Genomic DNA, 26,849 nt, shown 5'->3' with positions numbered 1-26,849 from the left:
AATCAGTGCATAGATAAACACGAATTACAATCCCGGAGCATCTTTTTCGTAGTAAGGGCATTTGCTTTTATGAAGGGAAAGACGGTCTAATGATCGTTAACAAGGAAGAGAGGCAGGCTTTTTGTCTGCAACTAGGGTGGTACCGCGATATTTTATCGTCCCTATCGTTTTGAACGATAGGGGCGATTTTTTATAAAGTTTTTTAAGCTATTATCCCATTTTGCTAATCATAAGGAGGAAGTTTGATATGACAGTTAATGAATTAGAAGTATTGCGTAATAAGGTGGATGAAATTAACTTGCAAATTTTACGTTTGTTAAACGAACGTGCAGTAGTAGTAAAGGCGATTGGTCAACAAAAGAATTTACAAGGTACGAAACGTTTTGACCCAGTACGTGAACGCCAAGCTCTTGATATGATTGCTGCGAACAACGAAGGTCCTTTCGAAACATCTACACTGCAGCATATTTTTAAAACGATTTTCCAAGCAAGCTTAGAGCTGCAAGAAGATGACAATCGTAAAGCATTGCTTGTATCTCGTAAGAAGAAGCAAGAAAACACAATTGTTGATGTGAAGGGCGAATTGCTTGGAAACGGAACACAAACATTCGTAATGGGACCATGCGCAGTAGAAAGCTACGAGCAAGTGCGCGCTGTAGCGCAAGCAATGAAGGAGCAAGGCTTGAAATTAATGCGTGGCGGAGCATTCAAACCGCGTACTTCTCCGTACGATTTCCAAGGCTTAGGAATAGAAGGATTGAAAATTTTACGTCAAGTTGCAGATGAGTTCGATTTAGCGATCATCAGTGAAATTTTAAATCCAAACGACATTGAAATGTCTCTTGAGTACGTTGATGTAATCCAAATCGGAGCACGTAACTCTCAAAACTTTGATTTACTAAGAGAAGCAGGAAAAGTGAATAAGCCAGTATTACTTAAACGCGGTCTTGCTGGAACAATTGAAGAGTTCATCAATTCAGCTGAGTACATCATTTCACAAGGAAACGATCAAATCATCCTATGTGAACGCGGAATCCGCACATACGAGAAAGCGACTCGTAACACATTAGATATTTCTGCAGTACCAATCTTAAAGAAAGAAACACACTTACCAGTTGTAGTAGACGTAACACATTCTACTGGAAGAAAGGATCTATTGCTTCCAACAGCAAAAGCAGCATTGGCAATCGGTGCAGATGCAGTTATGGCTGAGGTTCACCCAGATCCTGCTGTGGCGCTTTCTGATGCTGCGCAGCAAATGAATATTCCTGAATTCCACAAATTCATGGCTGAGGTAAAAGGCTTCCGTGATGCGTTGGCAGGAGCACAGTTAGTACGATAAAATATCCCTTTTATAAGGTAGAAAAAAGGATAGAAGCAAGCAGGGAATTCTGCATGCTCTATCCTTTTTTACATTTCCACAGAAAAGTTATGCTTTTAATGACTCTTCTGTCCTTATGGATGCGGGTGTTTGTTTTTTAATTACAATTACAAATAAACTCGCCAGCAAGCAAAAAATTCCGGCAAGAAGAAATGCCCATTTATAAGAATTGAGTATTTCATAAATAATCCCTCCACCAAAAGCAGCTACTGCCGCACCTGCCTGATGGGATGCGAAAATCCATCCATAAACAATGCCGCTTTTTTTCACACCAAAGATTTGTCTGGAAATACCGATAGTTGGCGGTACAGTTGCAATCCAATCAAGTCCATAAAACACAGAAAAGATAATGAGCAAAGTAAAGGAACCTTCAAATAAAGCATAAGGAAGTAATAGGAGGGAAGCTCCCCTTAGACTATAATACCAAAATAATAGCCAACGGTTGTCGAAACGATCTGACAACCAACCTGAAACAGTGGTACCTACAAGGTCAAAAATCCCCATGAATGAAAGCAGCAAGGCAGATGTAACTAAAGGAACTCCGAAGCTCATACAGTAAGAAACAAAATGTGTACCGATTAATCCACTCGTTGAAAGGCCACAAACAAAGAAGCTCCCCGCTAATAACCAGAATTCCTTAACCTTCACTGCCTCAAATAAGCCATTAAAAGCAATCATAATCGGATTTTTCTTTTCAAATTCATTGCTCTCTTGTCTTTCTTTCTCCAGTCCATATGGGAGTATACCCATATCTTTTGGTGTATTCTTCATAAACAATAAGATGATAACAAGCATGATAAAACTAAGAATCATAATCAATCCAACCGCCCATCGCCACGAATAATGATCAATAAGCAGGGCTAAGACGGGAAGCAGTATTAACTGACCTGTGGCTGTACTTGCAGTTAATATCCCTACTGCAAGTCCCCTTTTTTTCTCAAACCAATGATTTGCAATATATGGACTTAGGACCGTTAAAAATAATCCGGACCCTAACCCGATAATAACACCCCAAATCATAATCAGCTGCCAAGGCTGCTGCATCACAAAGGTTAGCAAGATTCCTGTCAACAGTATTGCCATAGAGGTGACCATCATTTTCTTTAATCCAAGCACTTCAATTAATGCTGCCATAAATGGACCAGATATGCCATATAAAAACAGGCCAACTGCAAAAGCTAATGAAATGGTAGATCGGTCCCAGCCGAATTCTTTCTCGAAAGGATCTATGAAAACCCCCGATGATGACCGGACAATTCCAGCGACAATAATAGAGAAGAAAGAAATAATTAAAATAATCCAACTATAATGAATCCGCTTCAAAGCTTCACCCACATTTCCTAGATAATAATGTAGTTATTTTATATCGAAACTATATATAACACTCAATACGTTTGTATAACACTGAAAGCGCATACCTTGATTTTACTTCATTATTGTTTAAGCAGGGTTTAGATTGATTGAATACGAAAGAAAAAGGCAACTTTCGATTTTTTGCCGAAAGCTGCCCTTTTATTAGAATCTAATTGCACCTTGCTAGATAAAAACTTTATATTAGTTCTTTGCTTGAAGTCTTACGAGACCAAACAACTACAGGAATAAGCAGAAGTGATAGGATAGCTCCAGAAAGTGATAGTACTGCATAACTAGAATGAGCCACTACTATTCCCGATAACGCACCGCCCGAGGCACCTGATAATGCCAGCAAGACATCAACCGACCCCTGTGTTTTGGCGCGAACAGATGGATGTGTTGCATCTACAATGAGAGCAGTTCCACTTATTAATCCAAAGTTCCAGCCAACACCAAGCAGGACTAGCGCGCAGATAAGCAGTGCCATTGAATCTGCTGGCGCAAAAGCTGCCAGCAGACCAGAGGCCAGAAGTGTGGCACCCGCAGCAACGGCCATTGCAGTACGACCGACTTTATCTACAAGCAGGCCGGTAACAAGTGAAGGAAAATACATAGCGCCTACATGAAAGCCTATGACCAAGCCCACTTCCCTCAAACCATGGCCATGATGTCCCATGTGGATCGGTGTCATTGTCATAATGGCTGCCATGACAAATTGAGTCAAAACCATAATGGTAGCACCTACGACAATTCCTCTTTTATTGATTGTAGAATTTTCCGCATTCAGTTTTTCCTGCACCATATGCTCTTCCTCCTGGGCATTCGCTAGGGCTGTAGACACAACCAAAGGGTCTGGACGAAGAAAAAGCAAGAGAACCAATCCGGCAAGGATAAAAGCAGCGGCTGCTAAGATAAAGGGACCAGCCAAAGTTGGAACACCAATAGAATTTGCAAATTGTCCCATCACATCGACCAAGTTAGGACCCGCTACAGCACCAAAGGTAGTAGAAACCATGGCCATGCTCACAGCAGTTGCCCGCTGTTTAGCTGTCGCCAGGTCTGTACCTGCGTAGCGTGCTTGTAGATTTGCGGCAGTACCCGCCCCATAAATAAGCAGGGAAGCGAATAAAAGCAAGATACTGTTGATTAAGGCGGCGATTATAATACCGATCGCACCTAATCCACCAGCAAGAAAGCCGGCTGCCAGTCCGGCTCTGCGCCCAAAACGTTGTGAAAGCCGGCCTACCAGCAGTGCGGACCCTGCAGATCCTAAAGTGAGTAAGGCAACGGGAATCCCCGCTGCACTTTCCGTTCCCAGCATATCTTGGGCGAGAAGTGCACCTACCGTTATACCAGCTGCCAGTCCTGCTCCTCCAAAGATTTGCGAGAGGATCACAATTCTTAATGTTTTTTTATAGAGCCGTTGTTGTTTTTCTGGTGAATCAATATAATCCTGTAACCAAACAGGCTGCTGTTTTGGTCTGCTTATATCTTCTGTTTCAGCTATCATAAACTGCACCTCCTAATAAAATAGTTTTTTAATTAAAAGCTTTGGCAGACTATTGAGCAATACTTAAATAAATAAGAAGAAGCTCATGATTATTAACAACATAATCACGAGCCCCTTGTATTTCTCCAGTGCAAATGAATGCTTCAAAACTATGCAAAATAAAAATTAAAATTCACAATTAAACGTAACATAAAAATGTCTATCTGTCCGTTTTTAGCTTAAAATGTGTATGATTCGCCGTCATCTGGCACTAAAAGATTAGCGGAGATTCCTTTTTCATAAGCAAAGCTTTTTAGTTCTTCTTTGGATAATGTCCAATGGTTGACAGCTTCCATATGAACCGAAATAATTTTTGCGTTAGGGGCAGCTTTAGACATTTCATAGATATCATGTTTGCCCATGACAAGAGAGCCGCCTTGAAGGAATTGATTATCACCGCCATTTACCACAATTACTTCTGGTTGATGTGTATCAATCACTTCTTGAATCGCCTCATACCAGACCGTATCTCCAGCTACATATAACGTCTTTTCAGTTGGGTGTTTGAAGACAACGCCACACACTAAACCAGCAAGCTTTAATATTTCTCCTCTTCCGTGCTCGCCCTTTGTTTTCATTAATTGGATGTCCCCAAAGACTGTCTCTTCCTGTAACACTTCTACATTTTGAAATCCAGCATTTCGAACTTCTGTCGCATCCTCTTCATTTTGTACAAAAATTTTGATATCTTTTGGCAATACTTTTTTGGCAGTATCATCCCAGTGATCTAAATGCAGATGAGTGACAATCACAGCATCTACGTTAATAATATTTTCAATTGATATAGGTAAGCTAACTAACGGATTAAATTGATCTTGCCTTAACGAATTAGGAAAAGGAGGGTATGTACCCTTCTCTGCTAAAAATGGGTCAATTAAAAACTTTTTCCCAGCATATTGGACAACGAGCGTAGCATTTCTGATTTGTTGGATATTCATATCGATAACTCCTTTTCTTTTTATTTGCGTTTGCTGCTTGTGCTTAGTTTATAATATGGGCAGGTACTATTTACATAGATAAAATCAAGTGTTTTTACCGTTTGACTTGAATTTTGAAAGGAGTTGATTTCATGTTGGATCAAACAGACATGCGAATATTAGAAGAATTATCTAAAAATAGTCGTATTACTATGAAGGAATTAGGAGAGAAAGTTCATTTGACTGGGCAAGCTACTTCGGCTAGAGTTACGAAGTTAGAAGATAATGGAGTAATTGAGGGTTACACAATTAAAGTGAATCAGGTTAAATTAGGGTGTTTTATACATGCTTTTATTACTATCTTTACACAAAGCATTTATCATCAACCTTATCTCTCATTTATAGAAACACAAGAGAAATATATAATAAATAACTATAAAATTAGCGGAGATGGTTGTTATCTTCTTGAATGTAAATTTCCATCTCATGAACTATTAGATCAATTTTTGGTAGACTTAAACAAGCATGCAAACTATAAATTATCGATTGTTATTAGTAAATAGTGCAGCAATAAAAATGGGATGTTTGTGAATAAACATACTCAGGTTATAGGAGACAAAAGTTTAAGATTATGCTCCAACAACCCGATTAGCGGCTTTCTTAATAGGGCTAATAGAGCAAACCATTCAATATTCAAGGAAAAGACAGGAGATCCAAGAAGGTATATTCATTCCTTCTTGGATCTCCTGTCTTTTTGTACCCACCTTATTTTCTTTGTTAATTTTCATGATTTTTATGTATCTCTTCATCTTAATTATTTATGAAGTCATGAAGTATATAAGCTTAATTTAACAAATGCTCATGTTAGCAGTACAAGTTTGACAGTTACAGGCCTGCATTCCTTGAGGAGAAGTTTCTCATCTGTTTTTTTGATAAAAGCAAACGAAGCAGGCAACATACATTCCTACTCCGCCTGCTTCGGATTGCTAATTGTTAAGTTTTGTAAAAAAAGAGTGGCGGACACGTAGCGCTTTGCAAGCATTTGGAAATGGGCAGTATGTACAGACAGGGCTGCAATTACAATGACATTTCGAACCGCTTCCCGTTGATTCGCGTGAAGATTAGGAAATGAGTTGGCCCAATCAGCTGCCCTTGCTTCAATTTCCTGCTCAATCGCTATAATGGCGTCTCCTCCAGAGGCAGCAGTCGCTTCCCTGAAATTCAGTTTCTCAAATAGAGAGGAGTATGCCGAATATAAACGGATCGGGCTAATTAAGTCATCATCTCTATCTGACGGATCATTTACAATTAAACTAAGCAGCTTGCGAATGGAATCAAAGTCCAGCGCTGTTTTTAAATCTTCTACGATAAATAAAAGAGCGGCTTGCTCAATAGAATATTTCTTCCCTCTTTGCGGGGGACCGACCATATCCTTCAAATCCCGCTTTACCCAGTTTTGCAAGGCGGTTACAGAGAAGCTTGTATGCTGAATCTGATTGCCAAGCGCACCGATTTCATTAAGGGAAAAGCCAATATCGAGCTCTTCTGTTTTTACGAGCTTTTCAAAAATAGGCGGCAAGGCGGTTGTGATGAATGCATTCATTGGTATCTCGTACGTTGTTTCTGTTTTGCGAGACTTGATCCAAGCATCCTGCAAAACCGTTAGTGCTTTTTTCTCGTTCCATCCCTTAAGGGAAAGAAGCAGGTCCGCCATCTCTTTTCTTGTTAGCTGAAGGATATTCATGTTTCCCACCTCGAGCAATATGGAGTTCTTATGACCTTATCTTATTAGTTATTCGTTAGAAAGTCAAACTATGAAACTATTTAACACTTGACGTTCTTTATAATAGTTCATATAATAGGTTCATAAGAACTCTATAAAATCTAGCAAAGAAAAGAGGAGTATTCTACGTATGATGAAAAAATTCATCGGATTTCTAACAGCGCTTATGCTTATGTTCGCAGCTATCAGCTTTATTTCTCCTGATTCGGCAGAAGCAAAAGGATACAAGTCAGGAAGAAAATCGTATAGTCCAACTCAGAACGAAACGGTTGTCCAAAAGAAAGATTCAACTGTAAATTCATCTAAGTTACAACAGGAGTCCAAAGCGCCGGTAACAGCTAAAAAGAGCGGCGGATTTCTAAAAGGAATGCTTCTTGGCGGAATTGGCGGATTACTTCTTGGCAGCTTGTTTGCTGGTCTTGGTCCAATTGGTGCTATACTCGCGTTTTTTGTTAACATGATGCTGCTGGCTGGAATTGTTATGATAGGAGTCAAACTATTTAAGTATTGGAAGAAGAAGAAGCGACAACAGGAGATGGAAGCATGGCGTCGCTAAAAATTTCCGAACAGCAAATTATTAATGCCCTTTGCTTATACATCGCTCAGAAACGACAGGTACAGCCTCATGAGGTAGTTGTAGAGCTTATGTATGATGACGATTATGGTTACTCTGCTGAAGTAGAAGTAAACAATCGTCAGCAAATTTTAATCCAAGCCAATATGATTGAGGCGCTTCGCTTTTGGCTGGATACCCAGCAGAATATTGATCCATTCTCTGCAAGGCTGCGCTTTGAACTTCATGATGAAGAGGGCATCATCGCGTTTGCGACAGTTGGAGAATAAGCATGATAATAAGTCTGCCACAGTTCCGCTGCTGTGTTCAGATATAGCAATTTCCCCCTGGTACAGGAGGCTCTATGCTTCCTGTATGTGTTCAGGCTATGAAGAAGCTTTTCTTCATAGCCTATTTTTTCCTCCGTCTGGAAATTTATACTTTCCTACAGTGTGAAAAAAGCTAATCATTTACGAAAAATATATAAATGATTAGCTTTTAAGCATTTTATCATTTTCCGACAGAAGACCCCCACTTCAAGCACGTGATGGGTGTAGCCCAGTGGTAAGTGAAGGATGTGACTTTGTCACGTACAGGAAAGTGTGAGCTCTCCCTATTTGCTCTATGAGAAGCTTGTTGAACGGCTCTGTATTTCGCTTCCTAGGAAAAGGATATGGAATCTCCCACCTCAAGGAGCGTTAGCGAGTAGGTGGGAGTAGTTCAATTGCTATAGTAGAGTTAATACAAATGACTGAGTGTTGCCAATGTACATAAAAGCAGTGTCACGCCAAGACCGTTGGAAATAATTTTGGCAAACAGTTCCCAGCTGCATTTTGAGTAGATTTTTATATGTAGGGCGATGATGAAACTAATGCTAACACCGAAGAAGATAAATCCAAGCATAGAGTATGGGCTAAGTATATCCAGCATGTCAAGTTCCTCCTTCGCATATATGTAAAAGATGAATTATTTACATTCTATTATTCACAAAATTGTCAAAAAGTCAAAATATAATTTCAACATGCTTGTTGAATAAGAAGAAAGCTTTTCTAGAGCAGTCATTTCAACTATAACGTTTGACTGTACAGTTTTACGTAAAGTATAATACTGATAACATATAGAATAAGGTAGGAGAAACGGGAGGTGAACACCTTAGTTCATTGAACTGAGGGGCGTTCTTGGACATATTTAATTTAGTCATGATTGCAATTTTAATTGCTCTTACAGGCTTTTTTGTTGCAGCAGAGTTTGCGATTGTAAGAATACGGAGCAGCCGTATCGATCAGCTTGTTTTAGAAGGAAAACGCGGGGCTTTATCCGGGAAGCATGTTATTACACATCTAGATGAGTACTTATCGGCATGTCAGCTCGGAATTACTGTAACAGCACTTGCGCTTGGTTGGCTAGGAGAACCAACCGTGCATCATATGTTGGAGCCAGTGTTAGAACATTTGAGCTTTTCTGATTCGGTTGCTGGAACCATTTCCTTTATCGCTGCTTTTTCTATTGTGACGTTTTTACACGTTGTAATAGGGGAATTAGCGCCAAAGACAATGGCGATTCAAAAGGCAGAGCGCATTACACTATTATTCTCTCGGCCTTTAATTCTTTTTTACAAAGTCGCATATCCATTCATCTGGACACTTAACACTTCAGCTCGTGTTATAACAGGAATATTTGGATTAAAACCAGCTTCGGAACATGAAGCTGCCCACTCTGAAGAAGAGCTGCGTCTTATTTTGTCAGAGAGCTATGAGAGCGGAGAAATCAATCAGGCTGAGTATAAGTACGTAAATAATATTTTTGATTTCGATAATCGGATTGCTAAGGAAATCATGGTTCCGCGTACAGAAATTGTTGGTTTGTATGCAGAGGATCCAGCTTCTGAGCATATGAGCATTATTCGAACTGAAAAGTATACGCGTTACCCTATCTTTGGGGAAGATAAGGATCATATTATAGGTATGGTGAATGTAAAGGATTTCTTTATTCATTACATGGATGGGGGACAGGCAGAACCGCGGTCCATTAGGCAGTTTATGCGACCGGTTATTGAGGTCATGGAAACGATCCCGATTCATGATTTACTGCTTGAGATGCAAAAAAAGCGTGTTCCAATGGCCATTTTATATGATGAGTATGGTGGAACCGCAGGACTTGTTACGCTCGAGGATATTTTAGAGGAAATCGTCGGAGAGATTCGTGATGAATATGATGAGGATGAAAAGCCGCCTGTGCAGCATATTACCGATTATCATAAAATTGTTGACGGCAAGGTGCTAATTAGCGATGTAAATGATTTATTTGGTTTGCACATTGATGATGAAGATGTAGACACAATCGGCGGTTGGGTGATGACCCAAAATCATGAAATTCAACCAGGTCAAATTCTTGAAGAGGACGGCTATGAATTTAAGGTGCTAGCTAAAGATGCCCATCAAATCAAACGAATAGAGATTCGTAGGCAGGATATAGAGGAGCAGGCAGTAACCGTATAGCATAGGGTTGCTGCCTGCTTTTTTATACTTTATACCAGAAAGTATAAATTTCCAGCTAGAAGCAAACTCGACGTAGCGGGAAATTTCAGGAACAAAGTGTAAGTGCAACTACACCTCTGTCTTCGCCAATCGGCGAGTTTTCTTTATCTGTTTGTAACCGTAAAGTAATCCGTAATAAATTGCTGAAACCGTTTGGCTGTAGGTGATAAGTATCTCCCTTCAACCGAGGCAAGTCCAATTACACGCTTACATTTTGGAGAATGTAGACGTAATCGTGAGACATTCGACCAATCGAAGCCTTTAAAGTCAGGGATAATTGTTACTCCGAGACCAGCTGCAACGAAAGCCGCTATCGTATGGACCTCTTCCCCTTCAAATGTAATATTTGGACTAAGACCCGCTTCGTGAAATAGCTGAGTTGTAATACTCCGAAGCCCGCTCCCCCTCTTTAAAAGGATGAAGGATTCTTTTGCAATTTCCTTCAATGTAACTACTTTGCTGCCAGCTAAACGATGATTGCTCGGAACAATTACAAATAATTCTTCACTCCATAAAGGCGTCCAATTGATTTGTTTGTCCGTTTCAATTGCAGAAACAAGACAAAAATCAATTTCACCTGACTTTAATTGTTTAATGAGTAAATCGTTGCCGCTTTCCTTAAGTTGAAAATGAACATGCGGGTAATCAGCATGAAATGCTCCTACTAGAGTAGGGATGAGATATGTGCCAAGTGTGGGCATAAAGCCGAACGATACCTCTCCATAATCTGGATTCAATAAGTCTTGAATTTCCTGTTTTCCATCCTGAAATTCCTTCAAAATACGATCTGTCCGTTTTAAAAAAAGCTGCCCGTAATGATTTAGCCGAATCGTTCGCCCTTGCCGTTCAAATAGCGGAACGCCTAGCTCTTCTTCTAATCTAGCAATGGAACGGCTTAAGGCTGGTTGAGAAATCGACAAAGCTGCGGCTGCCCGAGTAATATGCTGTATACGAGCAACTACTTGAAAGTATTCAATGTGCTGCCATTCCATAGAGCTTTCATCCCCTTTTTTACCAATATCCGAATAATACCTATTATGCATGAAAACGATGCAAATAATAAATTAGACATTATGCTTTGTCAATATTATTATATGTTACATAACAAAGCAATACATATTTTGTAAGAGTAAGGTAGACAGTATGGCAAAGAATGTATTGTTAATGGAAAGCAGCTCAGTATGTCTGTTGTAGAACAATAGGATAGGTATCAGATGAGGGAGTATAGCGAGAATCTTTATATCAAATTGCTGTAGATGAAACAAGCAGAAAAGGGGATATTGTATGTTAACTTTACGCGAGGAAGCATTGCAAATGCATAAGGAAAAGCAAGGAAAACTAGGCGTGCACTCCAAGGTTGAGGTGCGTGATGCAAAAGATTTAAGTTTGGCTTATTCTCCAGGAGTGGCAGAACCGTGCTTAGAAATTCACAAGGATGAAAGTAAAGTGTATGACTACACGATGAAAGGAAATCTTGTGGCGGTTGTATCGGATGGAACTGCGGTGCTTGGACTTGGAAATATTGGTCCTGAGGCAGCTATGCCGGTTATGGAAGGAAAGGCTCTTCTTTTCAAGTCATTTGCTGATGTTGATGCATTCCCAATCTGTTTGGACACTACAGATGCTGATAAAATTGTCGAGATGGTACAATTGCTTCAACCGACATTCGGCGGTGTAAATTTAGAAGATATTGCAGCTCCAAAATGCTTTGAAATTGAGGAACGCCTGCGTGAAAGCTGTAACATCCCAATTTTCCATGATGACCAACACGGAACGGCGATTGTTACTGCTGCTGGACTTATCAATGCTTTAAAGCTAGCTGATAAAAAAATGGAAGATATTCGCGTTGCGGTAAATGGTGCTGGTGCGGCTGGCGTGGCCATTGTGAAGCTATTGCTTCGTATGGGAGTACAGGACGTTATTCTTTGTGATACAAAGGGAATTATTTATGAAGGACGCCCAGTTGGTATGAATCCATTTAAAGAAGCAATGGCACTTATTACAAATAAAGAGAAAAAACAAGGCACACTTGCAGATGCGCTTGTTGGGGCTGATGTATTTGTCGGTGTATCAGCTGCAGGAGCGGTTACAAAGGACATGGTTCGAACAATGAACCGTCAACCAATTATCTTTGCTATGGCAAATCCGGTACCGGAAATCATGCCGGACGAGGCAAAGGAGGCTGGAGCGCTTGTTGTCGGGACAGGACGCTCTGATTTACCAAATCAAGTGAACAACGTCTTAGCCTTCCCAGGCATTTTCCGAGGCGCGTTAGATGTACAAGCGAGCGAAATTAATGAGGAAATGAAACTGGCAGCTGTTCACGCAATTGCCGGATTAATTTCAACGGAAGATCTTCACGCTGATTATGTTATTCCTGATCCATTTGATTACCGCGTTGCCGCTGAGGTAGCAGCAGCTGTTGCGAACGCGGCCATGGAGACGGGTGTTGCACAAAGAACAGCTAACGCGGAAGCAATCAAACAACGCTTATTGGCAGCGGCTGATAAGAAAGCGGTTCTTGTATAAAGATACTACCCTGACGAAAGAAAAAATCTGTGCATCTGAGGGTAAGCATGGTACCCATATAGAAGAAACAAACATCACAACAAAGCTAAAAGCAGTGGATTTCAGAGAAGAAATCACACTGCTTTTAGCTTTTTGATTGGGAAAATACTTTAATTGACATGAAGAGGTAGTGAATTACAATAGAACAAAGTAGAAGCTACGGGTACTCCGAAAAAGAACTGCTTAATCTGATGGCAGACGTTTTCTTTTCTCATAAACAAGTATGCTGAGAGCCCGTACTCTGATTATGTGGCATTTCCTGAGTCAGGTTTTCCCTGCTGTATTGTGGAGATACGTTCCTGCTCTGGTTCTATATGAATTAATACTTTCGGATTGTGCAGAACTTGTTGTAAATCCTTCTCAATATCATTACAAATTTCGTGTGCCATTTCGACCTTCATGTTGCTTGGTACAACAAGATGGAGGTCAATATGTTCTTCTGAACCTGCGCGGCGTGTACGAAGATCATGGTATTCAAGATAGCGGTTTTGGTACTTATCCAAAATGCTGCGGATCGTCGCATTTTCTTTGTCAGACAGCCCGGTATCTACTAAAGGGTGGAATGCCTCTTTTACAAGATGAAGTGCTTCTTTCATAATATATAGCGCGATGGCAATTCCGATAATCGGGTCTAGAATTGTCCAGTTCGTTAGGCTGACTAACACTAAGCTTGCAGCAACGCCGAGTGAGGAATACACATCTGTTAATAAGTGCAAAGCATTCGAGCGCATTGCAACGGAACGGGCCTTCTCTCCTGCCCTTTGCACTGTTTTTCCTACAATAAAATTAATAACGGCACCGAGAAGCATTGCTCCTACACCAAGCCAAGGAAGCCGGATGGGAGCAGGATGCAGGATTTTTTCTACTGACTCGTAAATAATCCATATGCCGGCTACAAAAATTAACAGTGTCTCAACGGTTCCCGATACATTCTCAAATTTCCCGTGACCATAGGGATGCTTTGGATCAGGTGGTCTGCTTGCAACGCGTACCGCAAAAAAAGCAATAAGAGAAGCAGCGAGATCTAGAGATGAATGAATTGCTTCAGAAACAATAGCAACGGATCCTGTGACAAATCCAATGACAAGCTTTAGAGCTACTATAAACGCATTGCTGGCTACGGAAAGAGAGGCAATTGTGCTTGTTTTCAAATTGGTCACCTCCTATAGTGTGTAATGATATAGGCTATTTTTTCTTACACTGTAAGAAAGGATTAATCTCCAGTTGGAAGCAAATTCGACGTAGCCGGAAATTATAGGAATACAGTGTAAGGGCAACTACGCCTCTGTCTTCACCTAATGACTCTCCAATCAGCAAGTTTCCTTTATACTTTTATAACATGTATACACATTACCTGTTGTGACAAATAAAAAGAAACGTATCGTACTGAGAAATAGCAAAGCGTTAGAAATTAAAGATTTGTTTGTTTTTGTCTCTGCCATTTAGCCTCGTTTTGTTTCTGTATTGTATCCTTTCCTTCCTGTTCATTGTTCATTCAGATGCACGATAGTTTTACTTTGAATACGATGTGTCGTTTGTGAAATAAAAGCATATAAATTGATGCATATTAAACAGGAAAGATAGGAGAAAGGAATAAAAAGATGGACACAGCATTACTTATAGAGATGACGTGTTATAATAAACGTATATTTCACAAAAAGGGAGATATATGATGTAGAACATAATTGTCATCTAAACAGATTACCTACTTACATATAAGGAGAGCCGATTTGATTGGACATGAGTGACAGGAGAAGCCTCGTCATACGTCATATATTTGCCCATCTTTTTATTAATGAGGTTATTTTTTATGGCTGTAACGACACTCGACGTAAAGAACCCGCCGAGACTTCAAATAAACAGTACAGCTTTATATATTTATAGTGACTCAGAATGATTAAATCTCCCCCTGAATGTGTTCATTCAGGGGGTTAATTTGCCTATACGAATGTTTTGCACTGTAAGAAAGTATAAATTTCTAGCTAGAGGGCGAGTTTTCTTTATTTAGAAAGTAACCCGTTTCATACGGCTCATTGAAACAGGAATTCACCATTCTGAAGCGAATACAGCACTTGAAAGAAGTCGAGAAGCAGGAGGAAAAAGAGGAGGAAAAAGAGGGGGGGAAAAAGTGAAAACACGCGTAACAGAAATGTTCGGTATTCAATATCCAATTGTACAGGGCGGCTTAGCTCATCTGGCTTACGCAGAACTGGCGGCGGCTGTTTCAAATGCAGGCGGTCTCGGACAAATTACCGCTATGACACTTGGCACACCAGAAAAGCTGCGGGACGAAATTCGTAAGGTTCGAACGCTTACTAGTCAGCCATTTGGCGTTAATTTTGCTATTGGTGCACATCATGGACAATATAAGGATTTGCTGGAGGTTGCTATTGAGGAGCAGGTGCCGGTACTTTCTATCACTGGCGCAAACCCAACACCTATTTTTGAACGGCTGCAGGGAGAAAATATTCGAACGCTCGTACTTGTCGCAGGTGTTAGACAAGCGCAAAAAGCCGAGGCACTTGGTGCAGATGCAGTGATGGCTGTTGGTCAGGAAGGCGGTGGCCATATAGGCCGTGATGATATCGGGACAATGGTACTCATTCCGCGTGTTGTTGCCTCTGTATCCATACCCGTATTAGCTAGCGGCGGGATTGGAACTGGCAGTGGCTTATTAGCTGCGCTTGCACTTGGAGCAGAAGGGATTGAGATGGGTACACGCTTTATTGCAACAAAGGAATGTATTCATGCGAATGAAGTATATAAACAAGCGATTGTGAATGCAAAGGAAACAGATACAGTTATTATTAAAAGAACATTAGGAGCACCGGGGCGTGTGTTAAAAACAGAATATACGCAACAGATTATCGCCCGGGAACAAGAAGGTGCAACGTATGAAGACTTAAAGGATGCGATTAGCGGCAAGGCTAACTGCCGTTATATTTATGAGGGAAAGGAAACAGATGGGTTCGGCTGGGCCGGGCAGGTTGTTGGTCTTATTGATACTATCCCTACAGTACAAGAGCTATTGAATGAGATGATTTCCGAAGCTGAAGAAGGACGATTGCGTCTTGGCAGAATATTTAGAAGCGTAGAGTAGGTACATAGAGAGGTAAAAGAGCCGATATTCTTCATAGGATCGGTGATGTTTGCCCCTTACAAGGAAGTGTGAGCTCTCCCTATTTGCTCTATGAGAAGCCTGTTGAACGGCTCTGTATTTCGCTTCCTAGGAAGAGGATACGGAATCTCCCACCTCAAGGAGCGTTAGCGAGTAGGTGGGGGTAGTTCAATTAATCGTATAGGATCCCAAAGAAAACGTTATCATTTTCTGATTGACAGGCGTAAGCCATCTAGTTATGATGGTAATAATTAACTCCAAGATAGCACTTGTCCAAATGTTCTTGAAAAGGAGGTTGCTAAATTTGTCGCTTATTATCTAAGTATAGAATGAATTGTATGCATCTCTATTAAATTGCCACTTAAGTTCCTCCAAAGACATCGTTTTACGTATCTATTTTCGCCTTACACCACTTGATTCTATCAAACTAGTTTTCTATTTTCCTATTGTTATCCCAATATGTGTATGAATCACGAAAGGAGTTGTGATCATGACGTTAAAACCGTATGTTAAGCAGTTTCTTCAAGCAGCTCGAAAGGAAACGCCACACAGCCCTATTGATATGGTAAGATTGCGTGGTACAATGACTACCTTGCTTCCGCCAGTGGGGCCGCGTCCTTCGGCAGAAAAAGCAGAAGACCGCCTCATTCCTGGACCAAACGGAGCTGTTCCCGTTCGGATGTATACCCCCTCTGGAAAAGGACCTTTTCCTCTATTTGTCTATATACATGGCGGGGGATGGACGATAGGGAGTATCGAAGAATATGACACCACATGCAGACTGCTCGCTAACGAGACAGGAGCCAAGGTGATCTCTGTGGAGTATCGCTTGGCACCGGAACATCCATTTCCAGCGGGGCTGGAGGATTGCTATGCAGCGGCAGAATGGATTTTTGAGCATGCTGCTGAATTAAATGGAGACCCAACCAATCTCACAATTGGCGGTGATAATGCGGGAGGGAATTTATCGGCAGCAGTTGCGCTTATGGCGCGAGATCGGAATAAATCGTTCATCTCTAGACAGGTCCTCATGTATCCTGCAACAGATTACTATCATTACCGTGTTTATTCGGAGTATGACTCCATTATTGAAAATGGCGATGGCTACGTTTTAACAAATGTAGATATGTCCTATTTTTGGACACTTTATTTAGGCGATGAGATGCATGCAGCTAACTCTTACGCATCTCCTATCCGTGCACGTGATTTCAACAATCTGCCGCCAACACTTCTCATCACTGCTGAATATGACCCGCTGCGCGACGAAGGGGAGTTATATGGAGTAAAGCTTCGACAGGCTGGTACGCATGTACAAGCAAAACGCTTTGATGGCATGATTCACGGTTTTGTTTCGCTATTTCCAGATCAGAAAGAAGGAAGAGAAGCACTGGAGCTTATTAGGGATTTTGTAAATACGCCGTTTGTGATGCAAAAATAAGGAGTTTATGTGTAAAACCTGACTCGATTTCTCCCTAGAGAGAACGAGTTAGGTTTTTGTGTTTATAAAGAAAGGAATATAATGTGTATGGATATGATGAATGGAGTATCATATAATGATGTATGATAGAGCCTTTTTATAAGGTTAGACAGAAAGATACTTCACCAGCTAGGGGAAAATCGATTTTGAAAACAGTTGCTATTCCTCTTCTTCAATGATAAATTAAATTTATTCTTTCATGAAGGATTGTTACTGGTAGAGCAGGCAAAACCTTAACCGTTATTCTTTATATAATATACTTATATTCATAAAGGTGATCTCAATGAAAATCGCAAAAGTAATCAACAATAACGTTATTAGTGTTTTCAATGATCAAAACGAGGAATTGGTCATAATGGGCAGGGGGCTTGCATTTCAGAAAAAACCAGGCGATCCAGTAGATGAGGAACGGATTGAGAAGGTGTTCTCATTAAAAAATAAGGACATCTCAGAAAAATTTAAAACGCTTTTATACGAAATTCCTATGGAGTATATGGAGGTTTCTGAAGAAATTATCCAGTCTGCCAAAATGAGGCTTAGCAGAGAATTAAATGACAGCATCTATGTATCTTTAACAGATCATATTCATTTTGCCATTGAACGAAATAAAAAGGGAATGGACATTAAAAATGCGCTGCTTTGGGAAATTAAGCGCTTATATAAGGATGAATTTTCCATTGGTAAAGAGGCTTTAACTAAAATTGAGGACAAGCTTGGCATAGTCCTTCCAGAGGATGAAGCTGGCTTTATTGCAATGCATATTGTGAATGCCGAATTGAATGAAGAAATGCCAAACATCGTAAATATCACGAAGGTGATGCAGGATATTTTAAATATTGTAAAGTATCACTTTAAAATTCAGTTTGACGAGGAATCATTGAATTATTATCGCTTCGTAACACATTTGAAATTCTTTGCCCAACGATTATTTGGCAAAACATATATGGAAGATCAGGATGATTTTCTATTTGAAGCGGTAAAGAATAAGCATAAAGAAGCATTCGAATGTACACAAAAGATAAACGAATATATTAAGAAGCAGCATGCATACGAGTTAACGAATGAAGAAATGCTGTATTTAACAATTCATATTGAACGAGTTGTAAATCGAAAGTAAAGAGCTTGCTTAGCATGTATTTTCTACTAAAAAAAGAAAGCGTTGACATCTGGTTTTTACCTTGTTACAGTGCACTCATAAATTAAGTATCTGATTCATTTTAGGATTGTTACTGGTTAAGCAGGCAAAACCTAAATCGCTGACAGAGAAGGGATGTACTCTCTTAGTAGTGATTTAGGTTTTTTTACATTGTAAGAAAGTATAAACTTCTAGCTAGGAGACCATTGTGGACAAGACAACATGTTCTCACAGCAAATGAGGAGACGTTACTTTTATAAAAATATCAAGTAGAAAGAGCATGAAATGAAGAAGCATATACAACGCTTTACTAAATCATTATTGTAAAGTATCTATCAGGAAGAAGACGCTGCTGTATTAAGAGCAGGCGTCTTTTTTTATTTTTTTTGAGTTCATAAAACCCTGCCAAAAAACCTAAACGTTTGACTGTACGGTATTTATTGTGTTATGCTGAATTCAACAGCTACAAAGGGGGTTGTCTAGTTGGGAATGTGTATCGAATTGGAGAGCTAGCGCAGTTGGCCCATGTTTCAAGACGAACTATCGATTATTATACAAATTTAGGGTTGCTGAAGGCTGAACGTTCGGATTCTAACTATCGATATTATGATGAGACAGCACTTGACACATTGAAGTATATTGAGAGCTACAAAAAGATACATGTACCTCTTTGTGAGATTAAGGAATTACTGCAGCAACGACAGTTGGAACGTCAGAATAAAGATGTTGTGATGGAACAGCTGAGCGGGATTTCAAAGCAGATGCATGAACTTGAACATGAATTGCTGCAGATTCGTCCATTGTTGGACTCCTTGACAGATGAACAAAAGCAGCGACTGAAACAGCATTTATCCACACAAACATCAGCCTTGGTGCACACACTTTCAGTACTGCTTGCATAGAGAGGGTGGTAAACTAAGCAGATTCGTATTTTAAAAATTGTAAATTATTAAACATAACTAGATTTTCTTCAGAGGGAACAACGAAGAATAATCAAGAAAGATACAATAGGAGAAAACGGGGAGGTGAACCTCTTAGCTGTTATAGCTAAGGGATGTTCTTGGAGATATTTAATTTAATCATGATTGCAGTTTTAATCGCTCTTACAGGCTTTTTCGTGGCAGCAGAGTTTGCCGTGGTAAAAGTACGCAGCAGCCGAATTGATCAGCTAGTCGCTGAAGGAAAACGAGGCGCTTTATCTGCTAAACGTGTTATAACCCATTTGGATGAGTATTTATCTGCTTGTCAGCTTGGCATCACTGTAACAGCGCTCGGTCTCGGATGGTTAGGGGAACCAACCGTACACCATATGCTAGAGCCGCTATTTCACAAGTTAAATGTATCTGATGCAGTTGCCAGCACGAGTGCTTTTATTGTAGCTTTTTCGCTCGTTACATTCCTGCACGTTGTGGTTGGCGAGCTGGCACCAAAGACAGTGGCAATTCAGAAGGCAGAGCAGGTTACCTTGCTGTTTGCTCGTCCGCTTATTATTTTCTATAAGATTGCTTACCCATTCATTTGGGTTTTGAATAGTTCTGCACGTATTCTTGTTGGATGGTTTGGATTAAAGCCGGCCTCCGAGCATGAAGCGGTACACTCAGAAGAGGAATTGCGTCTTATTTTATCAGAAAGCTATGAGAGTGGAGAAATCAATCAGGTTGAGTATAAATATGTAAACAATATTTTTGAGTTTGACAATCGCATTGCAAAAGAAATTATGGTTCCACGCACAGAAATTGTTGGTTTATATGCGGATGACCCGATAGAAGAGCATATGAATCTTATTAAAACTGAAAAATATACACGTTATCCGGTTTTTGGTGAAGATAAGGACGATATCATTGGGATGATCAATGTGAAGGACTTCTTCATCCATTATACAGACAGCTTAAAAATAAAACCGAAGTCTATCCGTGGCTTTATGCGACCAGTTATTGAAGTAATGGAAACTGTTCCAATCCATGATTTGCTGCTTGAGATGCAGAAAAGACGGGTTGCTCTGGCGATTTTGTATGATGAATATGGTGGAACAGCGGGATTGGTTACACTTGAAGACATCTTAGAAGAAATTGTTGGTGAAATTCGCGATGAGTATGATGAAGATGAAAAACCGCCCGTACAGCATATTGATGACCATCATAAAATCGTCGATGGCAAAGTGCTTATTAGCGATGTAAATGATTTGTTCGGTATTCATATTACTGATGAAGATGTCGATACAATTGGCGGTTGGGTGATGACGCAAAATCATGAGATCGGGCAAGGACAGTCTATTAGAATGGATGATTATGAGTTTAAGGTGTTAGAGAAGGATGCTCACCAAGTCAAGCTTGTAGAAATTCGTCGTCAAGAGAAACAAGAACAGCAGGCAGCCACTGTATAGGGCTACTGCCTGCTTTCCCTACATATTAGCTTTACAATTATTAAAAGGAGAGATGGAGATGTTCAAGAAATTTTTAGCACGTTTGGGAAAAGGAGCAGCAACGGTTGATTTGCGTTTTGAAGGTCGTCCGTATCGTGCAAATGAAACGGTGCAAGGAGAAGTTTTGATCCAAGGCGGGGAAGTGGAACAAAAAATTAATCATCTGGCAGCCAAGCTGATAATGAATGTTAATACGAAGCAAGGAACTGTTGCACGCGAAGTTACAACGATTCCGCTTAGCAGCGCATTTACGATTTTTCCAAAGGAACAAAAGGCGATTCCGTTCACTTATACGATTCCAGCTAACCTGCCTGTTTCTAGAGGAACTGTTTCCTATTACTTTGATACGCACCTAGATATTGACGGCGGTGTAGATCGTACGGACCTTGATCGTCTTATTGTTGAAGCACCAAAGGATGTACAAGCTGTGTTTCAGGCACTCCAGCAGCTTGGGTTCCACGAAAAGCCAAGCTCTGGTAAGCTGGACACTTACGGTCAAGAGTTCGCATTTTTCCCGACAACATTGTTTGCGGGACAAGTAAGCGAGATAGAACTTCGCTTTGCTTCTGAAGCGATGGGCGGCTTACGCATCTGGATGGAAGTGGACTGTCGCGGTGCTTATCACGAAATCGAGGCGAAACGGGAATTATTTTTAGATCAAGATACTCTGCAGGATGCTGAGGAATTGGTAGATATATTGAGACAAACTATTATTGAAGCTGCGGAACAGCCGCATAGCTTTATGCATCCATTTTCCTATGAGAAATACGGACATCATGGTCATCACAGCCATGGTCATCATGGCAGTTCAGTAGCTGGCATGGTTGGTGGTCTGGCCATGGGAATTCTAGGGGCTATGCTGTTAGAGGAAATGATGGGTGAAGCGCTGGAAGCGGCTGGAGAAGCGCTTGGCTTTGAGGAAGAGGATTCTGAAGAAGAATCAGGCTTCGGTGACTTCTTCGGCGGAGATGACGGAGAGTTTTAATATAGAAAGGGCTGTTTCCCTGTTTTAGTAGACTTTTATGGGGAATATAGACAAGACAGCTATATTTTTATGAACGGAACTAGATGAATTAAAGAGAATACTAGATTCAAACGATAAAGTTCCGCTATGGACAACTAGAGATAAACTCCTGTTGCGGAGGTTTAGCCCTACGCTGCCATTTGGGGCCATGGGAGCTAGATATCGCCTCGAAAAGTTATACTTTTTTATCGTGCAGGAAAGAAAACCTCTCAGCTTAGTGCTGAGAGGTTTTCTTGTTTACTCTGTAGGAAGTATACACTTTCCAGATGGAAGTCATTCAACGTAGTCGGAAATTTTAGGAGTACAGTGTAAGTGCCACTACGCTTCTGTCTTCGCCTAACGGCTTGCCAATCAGCGAGTTTTCTTTATACTGTAAGCTTTTGTAAATCGCCATCTAAAAAGCTGTTAGAATAACGTACAACCTTTTGGAAGCTTTCTTATTGAACCTCTGCAGATAATCGTTCTAAAATCCTTCTTTTTTTATAAAGCATTCTTCCTGTTTCAGCGATATCCTCAATTGCTTTCCGGTTTAAATAGGCTCCAAAAACCATTCCTGCAACTGGAACGAGCTGAAATAACTTTTTCCAGCCATAGTTATCACGATATACAGTAATGACTTCACGCCAGGATGCGACTTGGGAAATGCCATCTCGTTGATGGGCACGGTTGTCAAAGTTTTGCAACTCCTTTAAAATTGTCTGTTTTCCGATGATGTCAGAGGAAGAAAACTGCAGACATTTCACAATAAACAATCGTTCTGTTTCATCATGAGGATCATACCCATAGCAGATCGCGATCTCTTGGAGAATTTTTAATGACATGCCAAGTACAGCCGGTATATCAATTGTTAATGTGAAAATTCCACCGAACCCCGTTGTCGCCCCTTGTGCTGTTGCTAATCTTTTACGCGATTGTGCAAATTCCTGGGCAACCCGATCGATCTCGCGAAGCGGCAAGTGACGAACATCCTCTAAAGAAATATTGGTTCCAAGCTTCTGCAGAGTTGCTTCCTTGTTTACAAGATATCGGCTGCCGCTATGAATATACTGAACCAATTCATCAAGTACGGCGTTTACCTTTTGGTGGAGAAATTTTGGTGTAAGTTTATCTAAGATTGTAAACGGAATTTTCCCCCACTTTTCCCAGAACCAAAGATCTTCTTGTTCTTGCTCCCATTGTTTGATTTCTTCCAATTGTGTTAACAGCTCTTCATTTTGCTCTCGCATCTATTTTCTCCTTACATTCATTCATATTACTATTGTAACCTATTTAATAGCTATTATTGTCAAATTTTCTAGAACATCGTAATGAAATGTTTTTAGAAAGATGGAAGCATTTCTAAAGGTATCGTTAATTCGAAAGGAAGGTTCAGAGAGCAAACAAATCATGAGCTTGAGGCCCTATTGATGATATATGACATACAGTCTCTACTTGGATAATCGATGTTTTTCTGTTACATCTAATTGTATAATTTTCCCATCCTGAATAATAATGGTCACGGAGCCATACTGAATTTTTTCTAATAACGATAAGATGTAACCTGCTTTTTCTTGATTCGTTTTTATCATTTATAATCCCCCTCCCAATTTAAACATTTCGTATTATTTTTTCATACATTTGACGAACGTATATTCTTGTTCAAGGTCACTTAACGTCCATCTAAAAAGATAAGTAGATTCTTTTGTATATAAGCCTGATGCAATCAATTGATCAATCAAGTATTGTTTTCGTTGTTCTATAGCGTAACGGAGCAAATTGTTCATTCTAACACACATCCAATCACTAAAAAGTATCTTTTTGTAAAAGAGTCTATTCAGCAAGATGAGGTTTAAGTATCAAAATTCCCAATTGAAGCTATCCATAACTATAGTCCCTATATTAATTTTACACTTTAAGAAAGTATAAATTTCTAGCCGGAAGCTAACTCGACGTAGCGAGAAATTTTAGGAATAAAGTATAAGGGCAACTACGCCTCTGTCTTCGTCCAAAGGCAGGGCTCATCAATCGACGAGTTTTATTCACTATTCCGATTGATAAAGTATGTTTTAATGCGTGTTAGTAGAACAATGGCGACTCTCCAGTGATCTGGTTGAGGCCAAATGGTCTTAGGATATAGGTGTATGTGTATAAATTTGTAGCACAAAATAGCTGTATTTCACAAGGTATATCCTCTACTTGGATAAACGATGCTTTTCAATTACATCCAACTGTACAATTTTTTCATCATGAATTACGATTGTTACAGACCCATATTTGATTCTCTCTAATAAATCTAGAATATAATTAATTTTTTCTTGACTGACCTCCGCCATAATATTTCCCCCTTACTAGTTTTTTTTCCTTCTCACACATTTGTATTCTCTTTCAAGATCATTTAGTGTCCACTCGAAGAGATGCTTAGACCCTTTTTTATAAATGCCCGATGCAATCAGTTGATCAATCAAGTATTGTTTTCGTTTTTCCAAAGCACTGCGGAACTCATTACTCATTTTATAACGCGTCCTATCATAAACATGTGTACCCTCATGCTTTTCTTTGAAGTGGAACCACTTCTTCCCGATTGTTTTGTCATATTATCCCTCCTCGTGTCTCTATGCCTTATCTTTTCATACAGCCCGAAGTAAAGCTAGGATAAATTATAAGGCACCATACGAGCATAGTTCGGTGCCTTCGGTAGACCAATCAGCAAAATAGAATGTAACACCATACTAAAGTGTATTATTCCTATGAGTCAAGTATGTTTTTAATTAATTTACAGTAATTTTAGAAAATAGGAATGTACGAATTTGGGAACATTGTTTATTTTCCTCTTTCTGCTTTTTCTTATATTACATTCAGTTTCTTTTTCTGCATGCTGAATGTAATATAATTCGCATAGAAAAGGTATGTTAATCTCTTATAAGAGAGAAGGTTTTTTTAAAATTATTTATTCAAATTTAAATTCTTAGTTGACAGATATGAATAGTGTATATAGAATGAGTGCAAGTAATCAATTCAATTTTTTTGAAGAGACTTAAAATTGCATAAGCCGATCAGACAACTGAAGGCACACGACGTTTGCTCCCTAGGGCATGTTGTGTGCTTTTTGTTATATAAAAAGGGGGAACTTACATGAAGTTATGGAAGAAAAAATCAATTGTAAAACAGGCGGGCATCTTACTCTCTACATTTATTTTGCTGTCAGGATGCTCGTCCGAGACAACGGGGGACACAGCGAAGCAGGAAAAAGCAAAGCCAATTGAGCTTCTTAATGTATCATATGATCCAACTCGTGAGCTGTATCAAGAATTTAATAAGGAGTTTGCGGCATATTGGAAAGAAAAAACCGGGCAGACCGTTACAGTGAAACAATCACATGGCGGATCGGGAAGTCAAGCTCGCTCGGTTATTGACGGTTTAGATGCGGATGTTGTAACGTTGGCACTTGCCTATGATATTGATGCAATCAGTCAGCAAAAGCTGCTGTCGGAGGACTGGCAAAAGCGGCTAGCAAATAATTCAACTCCATATACATCAACAATTGTATTTCTTGTTCGAAAAGGAAACCCAAAAGGAATTAAAGATTGGGATGATTTAACGAAAGCTGGGGTTTCTGTTATCACACCAAACCCGAAAACATCAGGAGGCGCTCGTTGGAATTACTTAGCAGCTTGGGGATATGCTCTGAATAAATACGGTAATAGCGACGAGAAGGCACAGGAGTTTGTAAAAAATATTTACAAAAATGTTGCGGTATTAGATTCTGGAGCGCGTGGGGCAACGACTACCTTTGTAGAAAAGGGCATTGGTGATGTTTTAATTGCTTGGGAAAATGAAGCATTGTTATCACAGAAGGAGCTGGGAGCGGACAAATTTGAAATTGTAACTCCATCTATTAGCATCCTTGCTGAGCCGCCGGTAGCTGTTGTAGATAAAGTAGTAGATAAAAAAGGAACGCGTAAAGTAGCTGAAGCGTATCTGGATTATTTATACACAGAAAAAGGGCAAGAGATTGCAGCAAAAAATTTCTATCGTCCGCGTAACGAGAAGGTAGCTGCGAAATATGCATCTCAATTCCCAAAAGTAAAATTGTTCACAGTTGATGAAGTATTCGGTGGATGGAAGAAAGCACAAGAAAGACATTTTAATGATGGAGGAGTGTTTGATTCTATTTACCAAAAATAAAGAGAGTCGTTGTACTCAATGGGGTGAAGAAAGGTGAATATACGCAGAACAACGAAGCGAAAGATCTTGCCGGGCTTTGGTCTTTCGCTCGGCTTTACTACATTGTATTTGAGCTTATTTGTGCTCATCCCGCTATCTATGGTATTTATAAAGACCTCACAGCTTGGATGGGGCAAATTTTTTCAAGTGGTAACAAGTGAACGGATCCTGCATTCTTATAAGATCAGTTTTGGAACTGCATTTGCAGCAGCTTGTATCAATGTCATATTTGGTTTACTAATTGCCTGGGTATTGGTTAGATATCCTTTCCCTGGTAAACGCTTGTTAGATGGATTTATAGATTTGCCGTTTGCTTTGCCTACTGCGGTAGCGGGAATTACGCTCACAACGCTGTATGCGCCGAATGGTTGGATTGGAAAGCTCCTTCCTTTTCAGGTTGCCTTTACTCCAATTGGTATTACTATTGCTTTAACATTTATCGGGCTTCCCTTTGTCGTGCGCATGGTGCAGCCAGTGCTGCAAAATATTGAGAGGGAAGTGGAGGAAGCTGCCGCCAGCCTAGGAGCATCCCGCCTGCAAATCTTTTGTAAGATTATTTTCCCTGAAATATTCCCTGCTTTACTAGCTGGATTTTCATTAGCGTTTGCACGCGGCTTAGGAGAGTACGGATCTGTTGTGTTCATCGCAGGGAATATGCCAATGAAAACGGAGATTACTCCGCTTATGATTATGACAAAGCTTGAGCAGTATGATTATGCGGGAGCGACGGCCATTGCAGTTGTAATGCTGCTGGTTTCCTTGCTGTTTTTATTTATCATTAACCTGCTTCAAGCATGGAGCCGCAGGCATGAGCTTCGAGGTGAATAGG

The 26,849-nt window shown here is 40.1% G+C and carries 26 protein-coding genes and 1 other annotated feature (1 of these 27 cut by a window edge); of the genes, 14 read left to right on the top strand and 12 right to left on the bottom strand.

Annotated elements, in window-relative coordinates:
- Nucleotides 1-166 (top strand) — a binding site (T-box leader) (it extends 66 nt beyond the left edge of the window).
- A gap of 81 nt (nt 167-247) precedes the next feature.
- Nucleotides 248-1,342: a bifunctional 3-deoxy-7-phosphoheptulonate synthase/chorismate mutase gene (locus AAHB12_RS04660; protein ID WP_129729251.1), complete on the top strand. Its 1,095-nt coding sequence runs from the start codon at nt 248-250 to the stop codon at nt 1,340-1,342.
- 87 nt (nt 1,343-1,429) lie between these two features.
- Here AAHB12_RS04660 and AAHB12_RS04655 read toward each other — a convergent pair whose 3' ends face one another.
- The 3 genes from AAHB12_RS04655 to AAHB12_RS04645 form a co-directional block, all read right to left on the bottom strand.
- Complete coding sequence (locus tag AAHB12_RS04655; RefSeq protein ID WP_342044463.1) at nt 1,430-2,704, bottom strand: MFS transporter; 1,275 nt, start codon at nt 2,702-2,704, stop codon at nt 1,430-1,432.
- Between the two features lie 226 nt (nt 2,705-2,930).
- A complete protein-coding gene (locus AAHB12_RS04650; protein ID WP_129729255.1) occupies nt 2,931-4,244 on the bottom strand; it encodes an MFS transporter in 1,314 nt (437 codons plus the stop codon).
- Between the two features lie 218 nt (nt 4,245-4,462).
- Complete coding sequence (locus AAHB12_RS04645; protein ID WP_342044462.1) at nt 4,463-5,221, bottom strand: MBL fold metallo-hydrolase; 759 nt, start codon at nt 5,219-5,221, stop codon at nt 4,463-4,465.
- 131 nt (nt 5,222-5,352) lie between these two features.
- Here AAHB12_RS04645 and AAHB12_RS04640 point away from each other — a divergent pair, with 131 nt between their 5' ends.
- The gene (locus tag AAHB12_RS04640; RefSeq protein ID WP_129729259.1) at nt 5,353-5,763 is read left to right on the top strand and encodes an Lrp/AsnC family transcriptional regulator; all 411 of its coding nucleotides are present in this window, start codon (nt 5,353-5,355) and stop codon (nt 5,761-5,763) included.
- Between the two features lie 401 nt (nt 5,764-6,164).
- Here the strand turns inward: AAHB12_RS04640 and AAHB12_RS04635 are convergent, their stop codons facing one another.
- Nucleotides 6,165-6,944, bottom strand: coding sequence for a DUF1836 domain-containing protein (locus AAHB12_RS04635; RefSeq protein WP_342044461.1), 780 nt, complete (start codon nt 6,942-6,944; stop codon nt 6,165-6,167).
- A gap of 169 nt (nt 6,945-7,113) precedes the next feature.
- Between AAHB12_RS04635 and AAHB12_RS04630 the strand changes: the two genes are divergently transcribed.
- Both AAHB12_RS04630 and AAHB12_RS04625 read left to right on the top strand, forming a co-directional pair.
- Nucleotides 7,114-7,539 (top strand): hypothetical protein, encoded by a 426-nt coding sequence (locus AAHB12_RS04630; RefSeq protein WP_342044460.1) that lies wholly within the window; start codon nt 7,114-7,116, stop codon nt 7,537-7,539.
- Nucleotides 7,527-7,826, top strand: coding sequence for a YxcD family protein (locus AAHB12_RS04625; RefSeq protein WP_342044459.1), 300 nt, complete (start codon nt 7,527-7,529; stop codon nt 7,824-7,826). Before AAHB12_RS04630 ends, AAHB12_RS04625 begins: the two co-directional genes overlap by 13 nt.
- A 448-nt stretch (nt 7,827-8,274) precedes the next feature.
- Here AAHB12_RS04625 and AAHB12_RS04620 read toward each other — a convergent pair whose 3' ends face one another.
- Nucleotides 8,275-8,466 (bottom strand): hypothetical protein, encoded by a 192-nt coding sequence (locus AAHB12_RS04620; RefSeq protein ID WP_129729265.1) that lies wholly within the window; start codon nt 8,464-8,466, stop codon nt 8,275-8,277.
- A gap of 269 nt (nt 8,467-8,735) precedes the next feature.
- On the opposite strand from AAHB12_RS04620, the gene AAHB12_RS04615 reads away from it, so the two are divergent.
- Nucleotides 8,736-10,034, top strand: a complete 1,299-nt coding sequence (locus AAHB12_RS04615) for a hemolysin family protein (protein WP_446715516.1) — start codon at nt 8,736-8,738, stop codon at nt 10,032-10,034.
- A gap of 143 nt (nt 10,035-10,177) precedes the next feature.
- Here AAHB12_RS04615 and AAHB12_RS04610 read toward each other — a convergent pair whose 3' ends face one another.
- Nucleotides 10,178-11,065 (bottom strand): LysR family transcriptional regulator, encoded by an 888-nt coding sequence (locus AAHB12_RS04610; RefSeq protein ID WP_342044457.1) that lies wholly within the window; start codon nt 11,063-11,065, stop codon nt 10,178-10,180.
- A 292-nt stretch (nt 11,066-11,357) separates the two neighbouring features.
- On the opposite strand from AAHB12_RS04610, the gene AAHB12_RS04605 reads away from it, so the two are divergent.
- Entirely contained in the window at nt 11,358-12,602 is a 1,245-nt protein-coding gene (locus AAHB12_RS04605; RefSeq protein WP_342044456.1) for an NAD(P)-dependent malic enzyme, read from the top strand.
- 284 nt (nt 12,603-12,886) lie between these two features.
- Here the strand turns inward: AAHB12_RS04605 and AAHB12_RS04600 are convergent, their stop codons facing one another.
- Complete coding sequence (locus tag AAHB12_RS04600; protein WP_129729273.1) at nt 12,887-13,792, bottom strand: cation diffusion facilitator family transporter; 906 nt, start codon at nt 13,790-13,792, stop codon at nt 12,887-12,889.
- A gap of 977 nt (nt 13,793-14,769) precedes the next feature.
- Between AAHB12_RS04600 and AAHB12_RS04595 the strand changes: the two genes are divergently transcribed.
- The 6 genes from AAHB12_RS04595 to AAHB12_RS04570 all read left to right on the top strand — a co-directional run bounded on the left by AAHB12_RS04595 (nt 14,770) and on the right by AAHB12_RS04570 (nt 21,778).
- On the top strand, nt 14,770-15,741 hold the full coding sequence (locus AAHB12_RS04595; protein ID WP_129729275.1) for an NAD(P)H-dependent flavin oxidoreductase: 972 nt from the start codon (nt 14,770-14,772) through the stop codon (nt 15,739-15,741).
- Nucleotides 15,742-16,249: 508 nt separating this feature from the next.
- Nucleotides 16,250-17,197 (top strand): alpha/beta hydrolase, encoded by a 948-nt coding sequence (locus AAHB12_RS04590; RefSeq protein WP_129729277.1) that lies wholly within the window; start codon nt 16,250-16,252, stop codon nt 17,195-17,197.
- 322 nt (nt 17,198-17,519) lie between these two features.
- The gene (gene licT / locus AAHB12_RS04585) at nt 17,520-18,353 is read left to right on the top strand and encodes a BglG family transcription antiterminator LicT (RefSeq protein ID WP_342044455.1); all 834 of its coding nucleotides are present in this window, start codon (nt 17,520-17,522) and stop codon (nt 18,351-18,353) included.
- 509 nt (nt 18,354-18,862) lie between these two features.
- Entirely contained in the window at nt 18,863-19,273 is a 411-nt protein-coding gene (locus AAHB12_RS04580) for a MerR family transcriptional regulator (RefSeq protein WP_342044454.1), read from the top strand.
- Between the two features lie 158 nt (nt 19,274-19,431).
- Nucleotides 19,432-20,754 carry a hemolysin family protein gene (locus AAHB12_RS04575; protein WP_129729283.1) on the top strand — a complete coding sequence of 441 codons (1,323 nt, stop codon included), beginning with the start codon at nt 19,432-19,434 and terminating at the stop codon, nt 20,752-20,754.
- 58 nt (nt 20,755-20,812) lie between these two features.
- Complete coding sequence (locus AAHB12_RS04570; RefSeq protein ID WP_342044453.1) at nt 20,813-21,778, top strand: sporulation protein; 966 nt, start codon at nt 20,813-20,815, stop codon at nt 21,776-21,778.
- A 476-nt stretch (nt 21,779-22,254) separates the two neighbouring features.
- On the opposite strand, the gene AAHB12_RS04565 is transcribed toward AAHB12_RS04570, so the two are convergent.
- The 5 genes from AAHB12_RS04565 to AAHB12_RS04545 form a co-directional block, all read right to left on the bottom strand.
- Nucleotides 22,255-23,043, bottom strand: coding sequence for an EcsC family protein (locus AAHB12_RS04565; RefSeq protein WP_342044452.1), 789 nt, complete (start codon nt 23,041-23,043; stop codon nt 22,255-22,257).
- Between the two features lie 201 nt (nt 23,044-23,244).
- Complete coding sequence (locus tag AAHB12_RS04560; RefSeq protein WP_129729289.1) at nt 23,245-23,385, bottom strand: YezD family protein; 141 nt, start codon at nt 23,383-23,385, stop codon at nt 23,245-23,247.
- 33 nt (nt 23,386-23,418) lie between these two features.
- Nucleotides 23,419-23,580 (bottom strand): Fur-regulated basic protein FbpA, encoded by a 162-nt coding sequence (locus AAHB12_RS04555; protein ID WP_129729291.1) that lies wholly within the window; start codon nt 23,578-23,580, stop codon nt 23,419-23,421.
- A 408-nt stretch (nt 23,581-23,988) separates the two neighbouring features.
- Nucleotides 23,989-24,129: a YezD family protein gene (locus AAHB12_RS04550; protein ID WP_342044451.1), complete on the bottom strand. Its 141-nt coding sequence runs from the start codon at nt 24,127-24,129 to the stop codon at nt 23,989-23,991.
- A 15-nt stretch (nt 24,130-24,144) separates the two neighbouring features.
- Nucleotides 24,145-24,306, bottom strand: a complete 162-nt coding sequence (locus tag AAHB12_RS04545) for a Fur-regulated basic protein FbpA (protein ID WP_129729295.1) — start codon at nt 24,304-24,306, stop codon at nt 24,145-24,147.
- Nucleotides 24,307-24,928: 622 nt separating this feature from the next.
- On the opposite strand from AAHB12_RS04545, the gene AAHB12_RS04540 reads away from it, so the two are divergent.
- Nucleotides 24,929-25,981 carry a sulfate ABC transporter substrate-binding protein gene (locus AAHB12_RS04540; protein ID WP_129729297.1) on the top strand — a complete coding sequence of 351 codons (1,053 nt, stop codon included), beginning with the start codon at nt 24,929-24,931 and terminating at the stop codon, nt 25,979-25,981.
- A 39-nt stretch (nt 25,982-26,020) separates the two neighbouring features.
- On the top strand, nt 26,021-26,848 hold the full coding sequence (gene cysT, locus AAHB12_RS04535; protein WP_129729348.1) for a sulfate ABC transporter permease subunit CysT: 828 nt from the start codon (nt 26,021-26,023) through the stop codon (nt 26,846-26,848).
- The last annotated feature ends 1 nt before the right edge of the window (nt 26,849 follow it).

The sequence above is a fragment of the Bacillus sp. OTU530 genome (assembly GCF_038440375.1).
This window is presented reverse-complemented; position numbering and strand designations above follow the sequence as displayed.